At 70.5% G+C, this 15934-nt stretch carries 17 protein-coding genes and 1 riboswitch; of the genes, 7 read left to right on the forward strand and 10 right to left on the reverse strand.

Going from position 1 to position 15934, the window contains the following annotated elements:
• The first annotated feature begins 59 nt into the window (after nt 1-59).
• Nucleotides 60-1004: an N-acetylmuramic acid 6-phosphate etherase gene (gene murQ, locus M2163_RS23675; RefSeq protein ID WP_280894953.1), complete on the forward strand. Its 945-nt coding sequence runs from the start codon at nt 60-62 to the stop codon at nt 1002-1004.
• Here the strand turns inward: murQ and M2163_RS23680 are convergent.
• The gene (locus tag M2163_RS23680) at nt 976-1614 is read right to left on the reverse strand and encodes a dihydrofolate reductase family protein (protein ID WP_280850815.1); all 639 of its coding nucleotides are present in this window, start codon (nt 1612-1614) and stop codon (nt 976-978) included. The genes murQ and M2163_RS23680 overlap by 29 nt on opposite strands.
• A gap of 30 nt (nt 1615-1644) precedes the next feature.
• A complete protein-coding gene (locus tag M2163_RS23685; RefSeq protein ID WP_280894954.1) occupies nt 1645-2328 on the reverse strand; it encodes a class I SAM-dependent methyltransferase in 684 nt (227 codons plus the stop codon).
• On the opposite strand from M2163_RS23685, the gene M2163_RS23690 reads away from it, so the two are divergent.
• The 3 genes from M2163_RS23690 (at nt 2327) to M2163_RS23700 (ending at nt 3914) form a co-directional block, all read left to right on the forward strand.
• Entirely contained in the window at nt 2327-2527 is a 201-nt protein-coding gene (locus tag M2163_RS23690; RefSeq protein ID WP_280897438.1) for a hypothetical protein, read from the forward strand. The genes M2163_RS23685 and M2163_RS23690 overlap by 2 nt on opposite strands.
• A 219-nt stretch (nt 2528-2746) precedes the next feature.
• A complete protein-coding gene (locus M2163_RS23695; RefSeq protein WP_280894955.1) occupies nt 2747-3283 on the forward strand; it encodes a DinB family protein in 537 nt (178 codons plus the stop codon).
• Nucleotides 3284-3344: 61 nt separating this feature from the next.
• The gene (locus M2163_RS23700; protein ID WP_280894956.1) at nt 3345-3914 is read left to right on the forward strand and encodes a hypothetical protein; all 570 of its coding nucleotides are present in this window, start codon (nt 3345-3347) and stop codon (nt 3912-3914) included.
• On the opposite strand, the gene M2163_RS23705 is transcribed toward M2163_RS23700, so the two are convergent.
• The 7 genes from M2163_RS23705 to thrC all read right to left on the reverse strand — a co-directional run bounded on the left by M2163_RS23705 (nt 3880) and on the right by thrC (nt 12133).
• Entirely contained in the window at nt 3880-5370 is a 1491-nt protein-coding gene (locus tag M2163_RS23705) for a carboxylesterase family protein (protein WP_280894957.1), read from the reverse strand. The genes M2163_RS23700 and M2163_RS23705 overlap by 35 nt on opposite strands.
• Nucleotides 5371-5445: 75 nt before the next feature.
• Entirely contained in the window at nt 5446-6321 is an 876-nt protein-coding gene (locus tag M2163_RS23710) for a metallophosphoesterase (protein WP_280894958.1), read from the reverse strand.
• Between the two features lie 28 nt (nt 6322-6349).
• On the reverse strand, nt 6350-7471 hold the full coding sequence (locus M2163_RS23715) for an NADH:flavin oxidoreductase (protein ID WP_280850809.1): 1122 nt from the start codon (nt 7469-7471) through the stop codon (nt 6350-6352).
• A 362-nt stretch (nt 7472-7833) separates the two neighbouring features.
• Nucleotides 7834-9456 carry a chaperonin GroEL gene (groL, locus tag M2163_RS23720; protein WP_007382894.1) on the reverse strand — a complete coding sequence of 541 codons (1623 nt, stop codon included), beginning with the start codon at nt 9454-9456 and terminating at the stop codon, nt 7834-7836.
• 474 nt (nt 9457-9930) lie between these two features.
• Nucleotides 9931-10137 carry a cold-shock protein gene (locus M2163_RS23725; protein WP_007382895.1) on the reverse strand — a complete coding sequence of 69 codons (207 nt, stop codon included), beginning with the start codon at nt 10135-10137 and terminating at the stop codon, nt 9931-9933.
• A gap of 443 nt (nt 10138-10580) precedes the next feature.
• Nucleotides 10581-10856 (reverse strand): MoaD/ThiS family protein, encoded by a 276-nt coding sequence (locus M2163_RS23730; RefSeq protein ID WP_031050795.1) that lies wholly within the window; start codon nt 10854-10856, stop codon nt 10581-10583.
• A complete protein-coding gene (thrC, locus tag M2163_RS23735; protein WP_280850808.1) occupies nt 10853-12133 on the reverse strand; it encodes a threonine synthase in 1281 nt (426 codons plus the stop codon). The genes M2163_RS23730 and thrC overlap by 4 nt, the downstream gene beginning before the upstream one ends.
• 17 nt (nt 12134-12150) lie before the next feature.
• A riboswitch (SAM riboswitch) is annotated at nt 12151-12309 on the reverse strand.
• Between the two features lie 137 nt (nt 12310-12446).
• On the opposite strand from thrC, the gene M2163_RS23740 reads away from it, so the two are divergent.
• The 3 genes from M2163_RS23740 to otsB all read left to right on the forward strand — a co-directional run bounded on the left by M2163_RS23740 (nt 12447) and on the right by otsB (nt 15678).
• The gene (locus M2163_RS23740; RefSeq protein WP_280850807.1) at nt 12447-13391 is read left to right on the forward strand and encodes a glucosyl-3-phosphoglycerate synthase; all 945 of its coding nucleotides are present in this window, start codon (nt 12447-12449) and stop codon (nt 13389-13391) included.
• Nucleotides 13392-13459: 68 nt separating this feature from the next.
• The gene (locus M2163_RS23745; RefSeq protein ID WP_280850806.1) at nt 13460-14854 is read left to right on the forward strand and encodes a trehalose-6-phosphate synthase; all 1395 of its coding nucleotides are present in this window, start codon (nt 13460-13462) and stop codon (nt 14852-14854) included.
• A gap of 2 nt (nt 14855-14856) precedes the next feature.
• Entirely contained in the window at nt 14857-15678 is an 822-nt protein-coding gene (otsB, locus tag M2163_RS23750; protein ID WP_280850805.1) for a trehalose-phosphatase, read from the forward strand.
• A gap of 3 nt (nt 15679-15681) precedes the next feature.
• On the opposite strand, the gene M2163_RS23755 is transcribed toward otsB, so the two are convergent.
• Complete coding sequence (locus M2163_RS23755; protein ID WP_280850804.1) at nt 15682-15915, reverse strand: DUF3263 domain-containing protein; 234 nt, start codon at nt 15913-15915, stop codon at nt 15682-15684.
• Nucleotides 15916-15934: the final 19 nt, after the last annotated feature.

Here is a 15934-nt window from a genome sequence, read left to right on the forward strand (position 1 = left end):
TTACCCGGTAGACGTCGGTCCCGAAGAGACGTCGGTCACGAAGAAAGAGCCGCTCCCTCATGACCTCGACCTCCAACCCCCGTGAACTGCAAGCTCAGTTGGAGACGCTCACCACCGAGGCCTTCCGGCCCGAGCTCGCCGACATCGATCAGTTGCCGACTCTCGACATCGCCCGGCTGATGAACGGCGAGGACACCTCCGTGCCCGCCGCGGTGTCCCGGCGGTTGCCGCAGATCGCCGCCGCCATCGACGCGATCGCCGAGCGCATGTCCCGGGGCGGCCGGCTGATCTACGCCGGTGCCGGCACCGCCGGACGCCTCGGCGTCCTGGACGCATCCGAGTGCCCGCCGACCTTCAACACGGACCCGGCGCAGGTCGTGGGCCTGATCGCCGGTGGCCCCGAAGCGCTGGTCACGTCAGTCGAGGGCGCGGAGGACTCCGCCGAACTGGCGCGGGCCGACCTGGACGGCCTCGCGGTGACGCCCGCGGACTCGGTGGTCGGGGTGTCCGCGTCCGGCCGTACCCCGTACGCCGTGGGCGCGGTCGAACACGCCCGCGCGCTCGGGGCGTTGACGGTCGGCCTGTCCTGCAACGCGGACAGCGCGCTGGCGGCCGCGGCCGACCACGGCATCGAGGTGGTCGTCGGCCCCGAACTGCTCACCGGCTCCACCCGCCTCAAGGCGGGCACCGCGCAGAAGCTCGTCCTCAACATGCTGTCGACGATCACGATGATCCGTCTCGGCAAGACCTACGGAAACCTGATGGTCGACGTCCGCGCCTCCAACGAGAAGCTGCGGGCCCGCTCCCGCCGTATCGTCGCCCTCGCCACCGGCGCCGATGAGCGGGAGGTCGAGGAGGCCCTGGCCGCCACGGACGGCGAGGTGAAGAACGCGATCCTGACGATCCTGGCCGACGTCGACGGGCCCACGGCGGCCCGGCTGCTGGCGGAGTCGGGGGGCCATCTGCGGGCCGCGCTCAGCGGCGGACCAGCACCGCGTGAGTGACGTTCGGTGAGCCGACCAGCTCGGACACCCGGTAGCCGTCGATGCCCCCGCCCAGGTCGTCGAGCAGCCGCTCGCCGCGCCCGATGAGCATCGGCGCGATCACCAGGTGGAGCTCGTCGATCAGCCCGGCACGCAGGTACTGCCGGATGGTCGCCGCGCCGCCGCCGATCCGGACGTCCTTGCCGTCCGCGGCGTCGAAGGCGCGCCGGAGGACCGTCTCCGGCGGCTCGTCGGTGAAGTGGAAGGTGGTTCCACCGGCCATCTCCAGTGACGGCCGCAGGTGGTGGGTGTGCACGAAGACGTCGTGGTGGTACGGCGGGTTCTCGCCCCACCAGCCCTGCCAGGACTCGTCCTCCCACGGCCCCCGCTGCGGGCCGAACATGTTCCGTCCCATGATCGTGGCGCCGATGTTCCGGTCGCCGCGGACGAAGTACTCGACGTCGGTCCCGCCCTTTCCGGCGGCCAGGTCCTCCGTCGCGGCGACGAACCACCGGTGCAGTTCGTCGCCCCAGCCGACGCCGTCGCCGAACGGGGCGTCCAGCCGCTGGTTCGGCCCCGCCATGAAGCCGTCGAGGGAGATCGTCACGTTGTGCACCCGGACCTTGGGCATGGCCTGCACCTCTCGTGTGGTGGCGTGCTCTCACCCCTGCGTCGATCCGAGCGTGCCTGGATCGACATCCGCGCGCACCTTTTTCCAGACGAGGGTCTGACGCCAGAAGAGCCGCCGCCTCAGCCGGACGCCGGGGAGGACGCGGCGGGCCTCGCGGACGAACTCGGTGTAGGGGACGTCGGCGGGGCGGGTGGGGGCGGTCATCGCGACGGGGCGTGGTGCCTTCCGCCCTCGGTTCTTGATCCAGCCGGTGATCAGGTTGAGCGGGACGGACACCAGGCCCAGGAGGGTCTGGACGCGGGTGTCCTCCCGGGTCAGGCCGACGATCACCAGGGTGCCGCCGGGGGCCAGCCGCTGCCTGAACCGGACGAGGGTCTCGGTCAGGGGCAGGTGGTGGAGTACGGCGACACAGGTGATGACGTCGAAGCGGCCGCCCTCGTCGTACGACAGGGCGTCCGCGACGGAGAAGACGACGGGGAGCCCGGGGTCGGTGGACGCCCGTGCCTCGCCGATGATCCGTTCGTCGCTGTCGATGCCCTGCACCTCCCTCGCCCGCGTGGCCAGCAACCGTGCCAGGTCGCCGGAACCGCAGCCGACGTCCAGGGCGCGATCAAAACGGACGGGCAACTGGCGCAGGATCCACCGGTGGAAGTGGGCGTTGTGGCTCCACGGATGGGCGTCGTTGAAGCGGGCGAGGGCGTCCAGGAGAGGCATGGGTTCATTTCAACAGGGCATCCACCCCTCCCTGTTGGCCTTCCGCACCCTCGCCCGCAGCACCTCGGCCTGCGGAGCGGGCCCGGTGGACTCCGGCGGGCAGTCCCACTCCCGCCCGCCGTCCAGGGGCCGCAGCTGCACTCTCCCGCCCAGGCGTCCCCTCACCTCCCCCACCGCCCGCGACCACTGGACCGAGTAGGGCCCAGGACGACGGACCTCGGCGGCCCCCTGCCCAGCGCGGGGATGGAGGACAAGGTCCGCCGCGACGCCCAGGAGGCGGCGAGCGATCACGCCTGACCCAAGATGATCGTCCCGGCGAGTTGAACAACCCCTCCCCCAAGAGGTCAGGATCTGACCTATATGCCTCTTAGCGTGTGACCTGTCCACGGAAGAGCAGCAGTCCACGGAGGGCCACACCATGACCACCGCCACGAAGACCACCCTGCCCACCGGCGAGCGCGCCGACCTGCTGGAGGCGCTCGCCAAGCAGCGGCACTTCCTGCGCTTCACCACCCGTGACCTCACCGACGAGCAGGTCGGGCAGCGGACCACGGTCAGCGAGCTGTGTCTCGGCGGCCTGATCAAGCACGTCACGTCGGTGGAACGGAACTGGGTGCGCTTCATCCAGGAGGGCCCGTCGTCGATGGGCGACTTCACCGCCATGACCGAGGAGGACTGGGCCAGGCGGGCCGACGAGTTCAAGATGCTGCCCGGCGAGACCCTGGCCGGCGTACTGGCCGCCTACGCGGAGACGGCCGAGCGGACGGACGAGCTGGTCGCCACCCTGCCCGACCTGGACGCCGCCCATCCGCTGCCCAAGGCGCCCTGGTTCGAGGCCGGGGCCCAGTGGTCGGCCCGCAGGGTGCTGCTGCACATCGTCGCCGAGACCGCCCAGCACGCCGGCCACGCCGACATCGTCCGGGAGGCCCTGGACGGCGCCAAGAGCATGGGCTGACCGGAGCCCCCGCAGGCGCAGCACCGTCTGCGGGGGCTTGCCCCCCTCGTACCCTGAAACCATGAACCACGCCCAGCTCACCGCCCTAGGCCGTGCTCTCCGTCTCCTCGGCGAGCACGGGGACGCCCTCACCGGTGACACCCCGGACGCCAAGCTGCATGAGATGAAGGGCGACCTCAAGCGGGCCCTGGACCTCCTGGAGGACAGCGTCAGCGCCGCCGCCCCCACCACCCGCTGCGCCGAGCACCCGAACGGCCCGGTCGACGAGAACGCCCCCGACCTGTGCCTGCTGTGCGAGACGCGCCGCAGGGCGGCCCGCCGTGCCGAGATCAACGGACCCTCCGCGCGTCCCCGCTCCACCGAACCCGCCCCTTCCCGGTACGGGGTGCGGGAGGACCGGCCCCAGCCCCAGCAGCGCTGGCTGCCGGAGCAGTGGACCGGACAGGAGTGGCAGCTGTGCGGGACGCCGAGGCGGGACCGGCACGAGGCCGAGCTCTACCTCGCCGCCCAGCGCCGTGGGCCGCGCGCCGCGATGGCGTACCGGCTGGTCCACGAGTTCACCGACTACGAGGTGCTGCGGGTGTGGGGCACCCCGGTCAGGGTCGACATCGAGCCGCTCGGCAACCTCTAGAGGCGCCGACCTCCGGCGTCACGTCCAGGACCTGAGTGGCGCGCCGCTCGTCGTCGTACGCCGGCCATCCCGGGTCCCCGGTGCGCGCGAACCCGGTCCACACCGACTGGAAGCGTGCGGTCAGCGCCCTGGCCTCGTCCGGCACCCCGGTCCCCGCGAACAGCAGAGCCCCGAGGTCGGCGTCGTACGTGCCGAACAGCAGGGGGATGTCCAGGCCGTGGCACGCGCCGAGCGCGCCGCCGAACGCCGGTGCGCTCCAGGTCAGTTCGTACAGGTGGGCCCGGCCGCCGCCCGCGGTCTGCGCCTGCGCCAGCCGCAGGGACGGCATGTTGAACAGCCAGTCCGTCTGCACCCGTTCGTAGAGCTCGGTCGGGGTGGCGCCCGGGAAGGCCTCGCGGTAGGCGCGCTCACCGTCGGGTCCCGGCGCGAAGATCCGCAGCGCGGCGGACGCCTGCTCCTCGGTGATCCGGCCGAGCTGCTCGCCGAGGGCGAGGAAGAGCCGGTACTCGTCGCGGTTGTGTCCGACGAGCAGTTCCACGTCCCGCCCGGCGCCCGCCGCCAGCGCCTCCCAGGGCGTGCACGGCAGCACCTCCCCGTCGACGACCGGCGCGAAGGGGGTGACGGTGGGCGCCGCCTGCCCCCACCGGTCCTCACAGCTACGCATACGCGCGCTCAACCGCATTCCTGCCGAGGGGAGTTCACGCGGATCGACGGCGGACAGCGCGGCGACGGACGGAGTGAGCCCCGCCTCCTTGCCGATCTCCACCGCTATGTCCCGGGCGAGTTCGGCGGAGAAGTACGGGCCGGGAACGCTCTGCGCGACGGCCCGCCCGAACAGGCCCCGCGCGGCAGGCATCGCCAGCAGCGAGGACACCGACCCCGCGCCCGCCGACTCCCCGAACACCGTGACCTGCCCGGGGTCCCCGCCGAACGCCGTGATGTTGTCCCGCACCCACTCCAGCGCCGCGACCTGGTCCAGCAGACCCCGGTTCGCGGGCGCCCCCTCCAGCAGGGCGAACCCCTCGACGCCGACACGGTAGTTGAGGGTCACGACGACCACGTCACCGGCGCGCGCGAGGTGCTGGGCGTCGTAGCCGGGGCTGCCGGAGTGGCCGAGCTTGTAGGCGCCGCCGTAGATCCACACCATGACCGGGCGGCGGGCCGCGGGGTCGGTCGCGGGGGTCCATACGTTGACCGTCAGCCAGTCGTCACCGGTGGGCGTCGGCTGTGCCACCGCCTGGTCCCCGAAGGCGGGCTCCTGCGGGGGCGGGGGCCCGAAGGCGTACGCCTCCCGGGTCCCTTCCCAGCTCCTGACGGGCCGCGGTGCCTGGAACCGCGCCTCTCCCACCGGCGGTTCGGCGAACGGGATCCCCCGGAAGACCACCAGTCCGTCCTCGGCGCGCCCGCGCACGGCACCGGCCGCGGTACGCACCTCGAGACCCTCGGCTGACGTCATCGGTCGAACTCCTCACAGGTCGGGGCTGCTTCGCCTCACTCCAGCCCACGTCCCTTGCCCGGGTCAACCAAGCCGTCAGCCAAGCGCAGCGGGACCGTGCTTCTCCAGCACGGTCCGTGTCTGTTCCTCGTCGAGCTGGTACACCGTCTCGTGCGCCCGCGGGTCCCGTGCATGGAAGGTGTGGAACATCGGGCTCGCCGGTCCGCCCAGTTCCACCAGCGAGGCCGAGGCCCCGCGCACCGCCCGCTCCGTGCCGTACGGCGTCGTCAGGTCGATTCGGTTGACCACCCCCGGCGTGACCCACACCGGCACCGCCCCCAGCATCCCGAAGAGCTGGCAATGGAAGTGCCCGGTCAGCAGGACCCGTACGTCACTGCCCTGGATCACGGACGCCAGCTCCTCGGGGTTGAGCAGCCCGAAGACCGGCTGGCTGGCGGACAGGCCGAGGCTGAGGGGCGGATGGTGGAAGGCGAGGACGGTTCCCCGCTCGGCCGAGGCGCTCAACACACCTCGCAGCCAGTCCAGTTGGGCCTCGCTGATACGGCCGTAGACCTTTCCCGGCACCAGCGAGTCGAGCGTGACGAACCGGTACCCGTCGACCGTGCTCACCGCGGCCCGTTCGCTCGCCTCGGTCCGCAGCACAGCGTCCGGCCGGTCGTGCCCGCTGCCCAGCACCTTGCCGAAGGCTTCGCGCTCGTCGTGGTTGCCGGTGGTGCAGAAGACGGGAGCGTCCAGCGGCCGGGCGAACTCACCGACGAGCCGCCGTACCTCCGCATACGCCTCCACCGCCCCGTCGTCGGCGATGTCCCCGGTGACGACGACCGCGTCGACGTCCCGCAGATGCCGCAGTTCGGCGAGCATCAGCCGCAGCGAGTCGGTGGCGTTGACGCCGCTCTTGTTCGGGGCGTCGGTCCGCTCTATGTGGGTGTCCGAGAGATGGAGGATTCTCATCTCCCGGACGCTACCCCTGGGTTGGAGCTCAGCTGAGGGTCTTCAGCGCGGAGGCGTCGTAGGGCTGGAGTTCGTCGAAGCGGCCCGCCAGCACCTTCTTGGCCCACTCGGGGTCCTGGAGCAGCGCGCGCCCGACGGCGACCAGGTCGTACTCCTCGCGCTCCAGGGCGTCCAGCAGGTCGTCGATGCCCTTGACCGGGGAGCCCTCGCCCATGAAGCCCTTGATGAAGTCGCCGTCGAGACCGACCGAGCCGACGGTGATGGTGGTCCTGCCGGTGAGCTTCTTGGTCCAGCCGGCCAGATTGAGGTCGGAGCCCTCGAACTCGGGGAGCCAGTAGCGGCGGGTGGAGGCGTGGAAGGCGTCGACACCGGCCGCGGCGAGCGGGGCGAGGATCGCCTCCAGCTCCTCCGGCGTCTCGGCGAGCCGCGCCTTGTAGGCCTCCTGCTTCCACTGCGAGTACCGGAAGATGACCGGGAACTCGGGCGACACCGTCTCGCGTACGGCCGCCACGATCTCCGCCGCGAACTTCGTCCGGGCGACCGGGTCACCGCCGTAGGCGTCGGTGCGGCGGTTGGTGCCCGCCCACAGGAACTGGTCGAGGAGGTAGCCGTGGGCGCCGTGCAGCTCCACACCGTCGAAGCCGATGCGCTCGGCGGCGGCCGCGGCCTCGGCGAAGGCGCCGATCACGTCGTCCAGGTCGCGCTGGGTCATCGCCTTGCCGGTGGGCTCGTCGGCGCCGATCCGCAGGCCGGAGGGGCCGACGGCGGGGGCGTCGGCGTAGGGCGGCTGCCCCTGCTCGCGCACCATGCCGATGTGCCACAGCTGCGGCACGATGGTGCCGCCCGCCGCGTGCACCTGCTCGGCGACCCTCGCCCAGCCCGCGAGCTGCTCCTCGCCGTGGAAGCGCGGGATGCTGTCGCTCTGCCCGGCCGACTCGTGGCCGACGTACGTCCCCTCGGTGACGATCAGACCGACTCCGGCGGCCGCGCGGCGGGAGTAGTACGACGCCACGTTCTCGCCGGGGATGCCGCCCGGGGAGAACGCTCGGGTCATGGGCGCCATCGCGATGCGGTTGGGGACGGTGAGGCCGTTGATGTGCGCCGGGCGGGAGAGGATCTCGGCGGCGCGGGAGGGGGCGGAGGCGGTCACGTGGGGATACTCCTCGGTATGTGCATGCGCATGGACACTACCCAGGTGCCAACCACCCCGTGCGCCTCAGGATTTCCGCCCGCGCTGTGACTCCGGCCACGCATGGAAGAAGCCCGCCCCGCGAGTGCGGGACGGGCTTCGTCTTGAGCGCTGGGCAGGCCTTGCACCTGCATTTCCCCGCAGGAAGCGGGGCGTCTTTCCTTGGACCACCAACGCGTAGTCGACCGACGGGAGTTCACGTCGAGCGGCTCGTGATCAAGCATAGCGCAGGAAAAGACCGGAGGCGGCCACCCCCTGTTCCCAGGAGGGGCCGCCCCGGCAAGGACGTTGATCGACCGTCAGGCCTCGCGGCCCGGGGGCGATCAGAAGTCCATGTCACCGCCCGGCATGCCGCCACCGGCGGGCGCGGCGGCCTTCTCCGGCTTGTCGGCGATGACGGCCTCGGTGGTGAGGAACAGCGCGGCGATGGAGGCGGCGTTCTGCAGGGCGGAACGGGTCACCTTCGCCGGGTCGATGATGCCCTCGGCGATCATGTCGACGTACTCACCGGTCGCGGCGTTCAGGCCGTGGCCGACGGGCAGGTTGCGCACCTTCTCGACGATGACGCCACCCTCGAGACCACCGTTGACGGCGATCTGCTTGAGCGGGGCCTCCAGGGCCAGCTTCACGGCGTTGGCGCCGGTCAGCTCGTCACCCTCCAGGTCCAGCTTCTCGAAGACCGAGGAGGCCTGGATGAGGGCCACGCCACCACCGGCGACGATGCCCTCCTCGACGGCCGCCTTCGCGTTGCGAACGGCGTCCTCGATGCGGTGCTTGCGCTCCTTGAGCTCGACCTCGGTCGCGGCACCGGCCTTGATGACGGCGACGCCACCGGCGAGCTTGGCCAGGCGCTCCTGGAGCTTCTCGCGGTCGTAGTCCGAGTCGCTGTTCTCGATCTCGGCGCGGATCTGGTTCACCCGGCCGTTGACCTGGTCCGAGGAACCGGCACCGTCGACGATGGTGGTCTCGTCCTTGGTGATGACGACCTTGCGGGCGCGGCCCAGGAGGTCCAGGGTCGCGTTCTCCAGCTTGAGGCCGACCTCCTCGGAGATGACCTCGCCGCCCGTGAGGATGGCGATGTCGCCGAGCATGGCCTTGCGGCGGTCGCCGAAGCCCGGGGCCTTGACGGCGACGGACTTGAAGGTGCCGCGGATCTTGTTGACGACCAGGGTCGACAGGGCCTCGCCCTCGACGTCCTCGGCGATGATCAGCAGCGGCTTGCCCGACTGCATGACCTTCTCCAGGAGCGGGAGCAGGTCCTTGACGGAGCCGATCTTGGAGTTGGCGATCAGGATGTACGGGTCGTCGAGCGACGCCTCCATCCGCTCCATGTCGGTGGCGAAGTACGCCGAGATGTAGCCCTTGTCGAAGCGCATACCCTCGGTGAGCTCCAGCTCCAGACCGAAGGTCTGGGACTCCTCGACGGTGATGACGCCTTCCTTGCCGACCTTGTCCATCGCCTCGGCGATGAGCTCGCCGATCTGGGTGTCGGCGGCGGAGATGGAGGCCGTGGAGGCGATCTGCTCCTTGGTCTCGACATCCTTGGCCTGCTCGAGCAGGGCGGCGGAGACGGCCTCGACGGCCTTCTCGATACCGCGCTTGAGGGCCATGGGGTTGGCGCCGGCGGCTACGTTGCGCAGGCCTTCCTTGACCAGGGCCTGGGCGAGCACGGTCGCGGTGGTCGTACCGTCACCGGCGACGTCGTCCGTCTTCTTGGCGACTTCCTTGACCAGCTCGGCGCCGATCTTCTCGTACGGGTCCTCGAGTTCGATCTCCTTGGCGATGGAGACACCATCGTTGGTGATCGTGGGGGCGCCCCACTTCTTCTCGAGGACGACGTTGCGGCCCTTGGGGCCGAGCGTCACCTTGACGGCGTCCGCGAGCTGGTTCATGCCGCGCTCGAGGCCGCGCCGCGCCTCCTCGTCGAACGCGATGATCTTGGCCATGTGAAGTGGTCCCTCCAGGACTGGGGGTGATTCCTTCGGACCGCGCCCGCGCCCGCGACGGACGGCTCGCCGGCCTGTGGATCCTTGCCCCACAAGGCCTGCGGGCCTCACCGACCCGGTCCATCTTTGTCACTCTCACCTTCAGAGTGCTAACGCCAATGATTAGCACTCGGCATGGTCGAGTGCAAGCGCCCGCCCAAGACCGGGGTGGGTTCCGTGGTCGGGCGGCTACCGGCCGGTGGGGGCCGATCGCGCAGTTCCCCGCGCCCCTGAGCAGGTTGCAGTGGCCCGGCGCCACGGACGATCAGGGGCCGCCGCAGGCACTCAGGGGCGCGGGGAACTGCGCAAAACGCCCGCCCCCACCGGCCTGCACCCGCACCCGCATGCCGAAGGGCTCGTACCCATGACTCCCCATGGGGTACGAGCCCTTCGAAGAAGAACGAAGAACGACGCTGTTGTTACCCGGCGCGTGCTTCAGCCAGTCGCGAGACGGACCATGTCCGCCTGCGGCCCCTTCTGACCCTGCGAGATCTCGAACTCGACCCGCTGGCCCTCTTCAAGGGTGCGGTAGCCGTCCATCTGGATCGCGCTGTAGTGGACGAATACATCCGCACCACCGTCGACCGCGATGAAGCCGTACCCCTTCTCCGCGTTGAACCACTTGACGGTGCCCTGAGCCATGCCTAACTCCCCTATTACTGGCCCTTGCACGGACCCACACTTCGTGGATCCGGGTCAGACCTCACCCCCCACATGGTTGGGGGCGTGCGCCGGAACGCGTCGACCGCGGCTGAATGTATCTGTCCAACTGCCGTCTGCAACAGGTCAATCGGACGAGAATTCTGGACGGAAGGGGTCCGGAATGTAGTGAGAATTCGCCCGAATTCGGGGCAAGTCGGGCCCCATAAAAGGAGCATAAGCCACAAAGAACCCACACACTTTGGCTACTTCTCGTCGCATCCGAAGTCGGAACTCATATGCGCCCGGCATGAAGGAAGCAGCAGCTTCCCCAACTGTACCGCGCTCAACCATAGAGAATTGCCCCCTCCGCTTCTCTCACGGAGGGGGCAATCGGATGAACACTCGGTAATTGCTGTTACCGAAGGTAATGACCAGTCATACGGTCACCCGCCGGCGACCGCCGGGATGATGGAGACACCGGCCCCGTCGGGCGTCACCGTCTCCAGTCCCTGCTCGAACCGCACATCGTCGTCGTTCACGTACACATTCACGAACCGCCGCAGCTTGCCCTGGTCGTCGAGAACACGCGCGGCGATACCGGTGTGGTTCTTCTCCAGATCGGCGATGACCTCGGCGAGGGTCCCACCCTCGGCCTGCACCTCGGCCTGACCGCCGGTGTAGGTGCGCAGGATGGTGGGGATGCGGACGTTGACGCTCATGCGAGGCCAGCCTCTCGGAAAGAGTCCAGATTCGGACGGATCGTGGCGGTGAGCCCGGTACCGGCCACCGCGTCCAGGGTCTTGAGACCGTCGCCGGTGTTCAGCACCACCGTGGTCTTCGTCGGGTCGAGGACGCCGTTCTCGATCAGCTTGCGCGTCACACCCACGGTCACACCACCGGCGGTCTCCGCGAAGATGCCCTCGGTCCGCGCCAGCAGCTTGATCGCGTCCACGACCTGCTCGTCGTTGACGTCCTCCACCGCACCGCCGGTGCGCCGGGCGATGTCCAGCACGTACGGACCGTCCGCCGGGTTGCCGATGGCGAGGGACTTGGCGATGGTGTTCGGCTTCTGGGGGCGGACCACGTCGTGCCCGGCCTTGTAGGCGACGGACACCGGGCTGCACCCCTCCGCCTGCGCGCCGAAGATCTTGTACGGCTTGTCCTCGACGAGCCCCAGCTTGATCAGCTCCTGGAGGCCCTTGTCGATCTTCGTGAGCTGCGAGCCGGAGGCGATCGGCACGACCAGCTGGTCGGGCAGCTTCCAGCCGAGCTGCTCGCAGATCTCGTACGCCAGGGTCTTGGACCCCTCCGCGTAGTACGGCCGCAGGTTGACGTTGACGAAGCCCCAGCCCTCGCCGGCCGGGTCGCCGATCAGCTCGGAGCAGAAGCGGTTCACGTCGTCGTAGTTGCCCTCGATGCCGACGAGCTCACCGCCGTAGATCGCGGCCATGACGACCTTGCCCTGCTCCAGGTCGTGCGGGATGAACACGCAGGAACGGAAGCCGGCCCGGGCCGCCGCGGCACCCACCGCACCCGCCAGGTTGCCGGTCGAGGAGCAGGAGAGGGTGGTGAAGCCGAAGGCGCGCGCCGCCTCCAGGGCCTGTGCCACCACCCGGTCCTTGAAGGAGTGCGTCGGGTTGCCGGAGTCGTCCTTGATGTACAGGCCGCCGGTGACGCCGAGCTCGCGGGCGAGGTTGTCGGCCTTGACGAGCTGGGTCCAGCCGGGGTTGATGTTGGGCTTGTCCGCCACGTCCGCGGGGACGGGCAGCAGCGGGGCGTAGCGCCAGATGTTCGCGGGTCCCGCCTCGATCCGCTTGCGGAGCTCCTCGGTTTCGTAGGCCGAGAAGTCGTACGCGATCTCGAGCGGGCCGAAACACTCCTCACAGGCGAAGACCGGGCCGAGCGGGACGCGGTGGCCGCATTCGCGGCAGCTCAGCGCCGCGGCGGGACCCAGGTCGACGGAGTTCGTGGTGCTTGCAACAGTCTGCGCAGCCATGGAGGCGAGGCCCTTTCTCCTCATCTTCCTCACGACGCACTTCGCCGTGAGACGGATTTGGCACCTTCCCGAGTCGGGAGCCTCGCGGTGACGATCGTCATCGATCGCTACGAGAACCGACTGGAGGGTTGCCGGGGCTTCATCGGGCCGTATCCCTCTGCCCCTCTGGATGAGCGGTGTGAAGTTGTGAACGGCGGGTCACCCAGGACATGCGATGGTCACCCGCGTTGTTCAAGACTGTAACCGACGACCAGGACAGTTGAGATAGTCGTCCGAACGGCGAGATGGATCACACGCAGAGGAGCCGCGCACTGTGCTGAACGAAGTCGAGCGCTGGCTGGCCACCCGCTCCTGGTCCGCCACCGATCGTCCACTCCACCGGATCATGGCCGCGAAGCGGAGCACGGGCCGGACCGTCAGTGTCGTCCTGCCCGCGCTCAATGAGGAGGCGACGGTCGGTGACATCGTCGCCGTCATCCGCCATGACCTCATGCAGCAGGTCCCGCTCGTCGACGAGATCGTCGTCGTCGACTCGGGATCGACCGACCGCACCTCCGAGGTCGCCGCCGCGGCCGGCGCGCGGGTCGTCCACCGTGACGACATCCTCCCGCGCATCCCGGCCGTGCCCGGCAAGGGCGAGGTCCTGTGGCGGTCCCTGCTCGTCACCACCGGGGACATCGTCTGCTTCATAGACGCAGACCTGCAGGAGTTCTCCTCGGACTTCGTCTCCGGGATCGTCGGCCCGCTGCTCACCGACCCCGGCGTCGACCTGGTCAAGGGCATGTACGACCGTCCGCTGGGTGGCGCGGCCGGACAGGGCGGCCGGGTCACCGAGCTCATGGCCCGCCCGCTGCTCAACATGCACTGGCCGCAGCTCGCCGGTTTCGTGCAGCCGCTGGGCGGCGAGTACGCGGCCCGGCGCTCGCTGCTGGAGCAGCTTCCGTTCCCCGTGGGCTACGGCGTCGAGCTGGGCATGCTGGTCGACGCCCTGCACCTGGTGGGCCTGGACGCCCTCGCCCAGGTGGACATCGGGGTGCGCAAGCACCGCCATCAGGACGGGCAGGCCCTGGGCCGGATGTCCGCCGCGATCTACCGCACCGCCCAGCTCCGGCTGGCCCGCGGCCACATGATCCGCCCCTCCCTCACCCAGTTCGAGCGGGGCCGGGGCGGTTTCGAGCCGCGGACGTACTCCGTGGACACGGAGGAGCGCCCACCGATGACGGAAATCCCCGAGTACATGAAAAGAAGGGCAGCGTAGGTCCGGCCGCCGACCCTGCGTCCCAAGGGAACGTTTGAGCGGTTGCACCCCGGGCTAGATGTCGAGGCATGGCTCCCTCGCACAACGCTCACGTACTGGTCGCATCCAACCGAGGTCCGGTCTCCTACGAGGTCCAGGACAACGGCGAGCTCACAGCGAAGCGCGGCGGCGGCGGCCTCGTCTCCGGCCTGTCGGCGATCGGTCCGGACGCCGGCGCGCTGTGGGTGTGCTCGGCGCTGTCCGACGGCGACCGCGAGGCGGTACGGCAGGGGGTCGGCGAGGACGGCGTCCGCATGCTCGCGATCCCGGCCGACGTGCACGCGGACGCGTACAACGGCATCGCGAACTCGGTCCTCTGGTTCGTCCACCACCTCCTCTACCAGACCCCGCTGGAGCCGTCCTTTGACGCGGAGTTCCGGCGCCAGTGGGCCTCGTACGAGACGTACAACCGCGCCTTCGCCGAGGCGCTCGCCGAGGAGGCGGCCGAGGGGGCGGCGGTCCTGGTGCAGGACTACCACCTGTGCCTGGTGCCGGGGATGCTCCGCGAGCTCCGCCCCGACCTGCGCATCGCCCACTTCTCGCACACACCGTGGGCGCCGGTGGAGTACTTCCGGATACTGCCCGACGACATCGCGGTCCAGGTCCTGAGGGGCATGCTGGGAGCCGACCGGCTCGGCTTCCTCACCCGCCGCTGGGCGGACGCCTTCACGGCCTGCGCCACGGAGTTCGCGGACGGGCTCGGCGGGACCCGGATCGGGGTGCACGGTCTGGGCGCGGACGCGGACTTCCTGCGTGCCCGCTCCCACGAGGCCGACGTCGAGGAGCGGATCGTCGGCCTGCGCGAGGAGATCGGCGCGGGCCGGAAGACGATCGTGCGGGTGGACCGGACCGAGCTGTCCAAGAACATCGTGCGCGGGCTGCACGCCTACCGGCGGCTGCTCCAGTCGCGGCCGGAGTGGCGGGAGCGGGTCGTGCACGTGGCGTTCGCGTACCCCTCGCGGCAGGACCTCGCGGTGTACCGGGACTACACGGCCGAGGTGCGGCGGGTGGCGGAGGAGATCAACGACACCTTCGGCACACCTGGCTGGACCCCGGTCCTGCTGAACCTGAAGGACGACTTCGCGCGCTCCCTGGCCGCGTACCGGCTGGCCGACGTGGCGCTGGTCAACCCCATCCGGGACGGTATGAACCTGGTCGCGAAGGAGGTGCCGGTGGTCTCCGACGAGGGGTGCGCGCTGGTGCTGTCGCGGGAGGCGGGGGCGTACGAGGAGCTCGGGGACGACGCGGTCGTGGTGAACCCGTACGACGTGGAGCAGACGGCGGCGGCCCTGCACGAGGCCCTGACGATGCCGGCCCACGAACGGGCCGAGCGGGCGAAGCGGCTGGCCGCGGCGGCGACGGCACTCCCGCCCGCGCAGTGGTTCCTGGACCAGCTGAACGCGCTGAACGCGCTGAACGGGTGAGCATGAACCTTCCCACGCCCCTCAACTCCGCCGGCCGGCACGGCCTGCGGGCGATCCTCGCGGAGCCGCAGCGGGCGGTGATCGGGCTGGACTTCGACGGGACGCTGGCGCCGATCGTGGCGGACCCGGAGAAGGCCGTCGCCCACTCCGAGGCGGTGCCCGCCCTCGCGGCCCTGGCACCGAAAGTGGCGTCCGTGGCGGTGATCACCGGCCGCCCGGCGGCGGTCGCGGTCCGCAACGGCGGTTTCGCCGGGGTCCCGGGCCTGGAGCATCTGACCGTGCTCGGCCACTACGGGGCCGAGCGCTGGGACGCGGCGACGGGCGAGGTCACGGCCCCCGCCCCGCACCCCGGAGTGCCGGCGGTCCGTGCCGAACTGCCGGAGCTCCTGGCGGGGACCGGCGCGTGGCTGGAGGAGAAGGGCGGTCGTGCGGTGGCCGTCCACACCCGCCGGGCCGCCGACCCCCAGGCCGCCTTCGAGGCCCTGCGCGCTCCCCTCACCGACCTGGCCGCCCGCCACGGCCTGATCGTCGAACCCGGCCGTCTGGTCCTGGAGCTCCGCCCGCCCGGCATGGACAAGGGGGTGGCCCTCCGCAAGCACGTCCGCGAGGTCTCCGCGCGGTCCGTGCTGTTCGCCGGCGACGACCTGGGCGACCTGCCCGCGTTCTCCGCCGTGGACGAGCTCCGTGCCGCGGGCACCCCAGGTCTGCTGGTGTGCAGCGGCAGCGACGAGGTGACGGAGCTGCGGAAGCGGGCCGACCTGGTGGTGGACGGCCCGTCCGGCGTGGTGGGCCTGCTGCGGACCCTGGCGGAAGAGCTCGCCTGATCCTCAGCGCTCCGCGCGCCGGGCCTGACGCACCCTCCGCAGCCGGTTCACCGTCACCGGGTCGTGGGCCAGGGCGCGCTCGTCGTCCAGCAGGGCGTTGAGCAGCTGGTAGTAGCGCACCGGCGCCAGGCCGAGCTCCTCGCGGACGGCCCGTTCCTTGGCGCCGGGCCCCGCGAAGGAGCGGCGCTCCAGCGCGAGGATGTCCCGCTCCCGGGGGTCGAGTTCCGCATGCTCCATGCCCGGAACGGTAACCCCC

This window comes from Streptomyces sp. SAI-135, assembly GCF_029893805.1.
In the GTDB taxonomy this organism is placed as follows: Bacteria; Actinomycetota; Actinomycetes; order Streptomycetales; family Streptomycetaceae; genus Streptomyces.

Excerpts from the sequence above, each read along its gene's own strand:
- M2163_RS23700 (WP_280894956.1), top strand. The coding sequence starts at position 3,345 with ATGAACCACGCCCAGCTCACCGCCCTAGGCCGTGCTCTCCGTCTCCTC.
- M2163_RS23730 (WP_031050795.1), bottom strand. The coding sequence starts at position 10,856 with ATGAGCGTCAACGTCCGCATCCCCACCATCCTGCGCACCTACACCGGC.
- M2163_RS23685 (WP_280894954.1), bottom strand. The coding sequence starts at position 2,328 with ATGCCTCTCCTGGACGCCCTCGCCCGCTTCAACGACGCCCATCCGTGG.
- M2163_RS23680 (WP_280850815.1), bottom strand. The coding sequence starts at position 1,614 with ATGCCCAAGGTCCGGGTGCACAACGTGACGATCTCCCTCGACGGCTTC.
- M2163_RS23710 (WP_280894958.1), bottom strand. The coding sequence starts at position 6,321 with ATGAGAATCCTCCATCTCTCGGACACCCACATAGAGCGGACCGACGCC.
- M2163_RS23695 (WP_280894955.1), top strand. The coding sequence starts at position 2,747 with ATGACCACCGCCACGAAGACCACCCTGCCCACCGGCGAGCGCGCCGAC.
- M2163_RS23705 (WP_280894957.1), bottom strand. The coding sequence starts at position 5,370 with ATGACGTCAGCCGAGGGTCTCGAGGTGCGTACCGCGGCCGGTGCCGTG.
- M2163_RS23755 (WP_280850804.1), bottom strand. The coding sequence starts at position 15,915 with ATGGAGCATGCGGAACTCGACCCCCGGGAGCGGGACATCCTCGCGCTG.
- M2163_RS23725 (WP_007382895.1), bottom strand. The coding sequence starts at position 10,137 with ATGGCTCAGGGCACCGTCAAGTGGTTCAACGCGGAGAAGGGGTACGGC.
- M2163_RS23745 (WP_280850806.1), top strand. The coding sequence starts at position 13,460 with ATGGCTCCCTCGCACAACGCTCACGTACTGGTCGCATCCAACCGAGGT.
- thrC (WP_280850808.1), bottom strand. The coding sequence starts at position 12,133 with ATGGCTGCGCAGACTGTTGCAAGCACCACGAACTCCGTCGACCTGGGT.
- M2163_RS23690 (WP_280897438.1), top strand. The coding sequence starts at position 2,327 with ATGGGTTCATTTCAACAGGGCATCCACCCCTCCCTGTTGGCCTTCCGC.
- groL (WP_007382894.1), bottom strand. The coding sequence starts at position 9,456 with ATGGCCAAGATCATCGCGTTCGACGAGGAGGCGCGGCGCGGCCTCGAG.
- murQ (WP_280894953.1), top strand. The coding sequence starts at position 60 with ATGACCTCGACCTCCAACCCCCGTGAACTGCAAGCTCAGTTGGAGACG.
- otsB (WP_280850805.1), top strand. The coding sequence starts at position 14,857 with ATGAACCTTCCCACGCCCCTCAACTCCGCCGGCCGGCACGGCCTGCGG.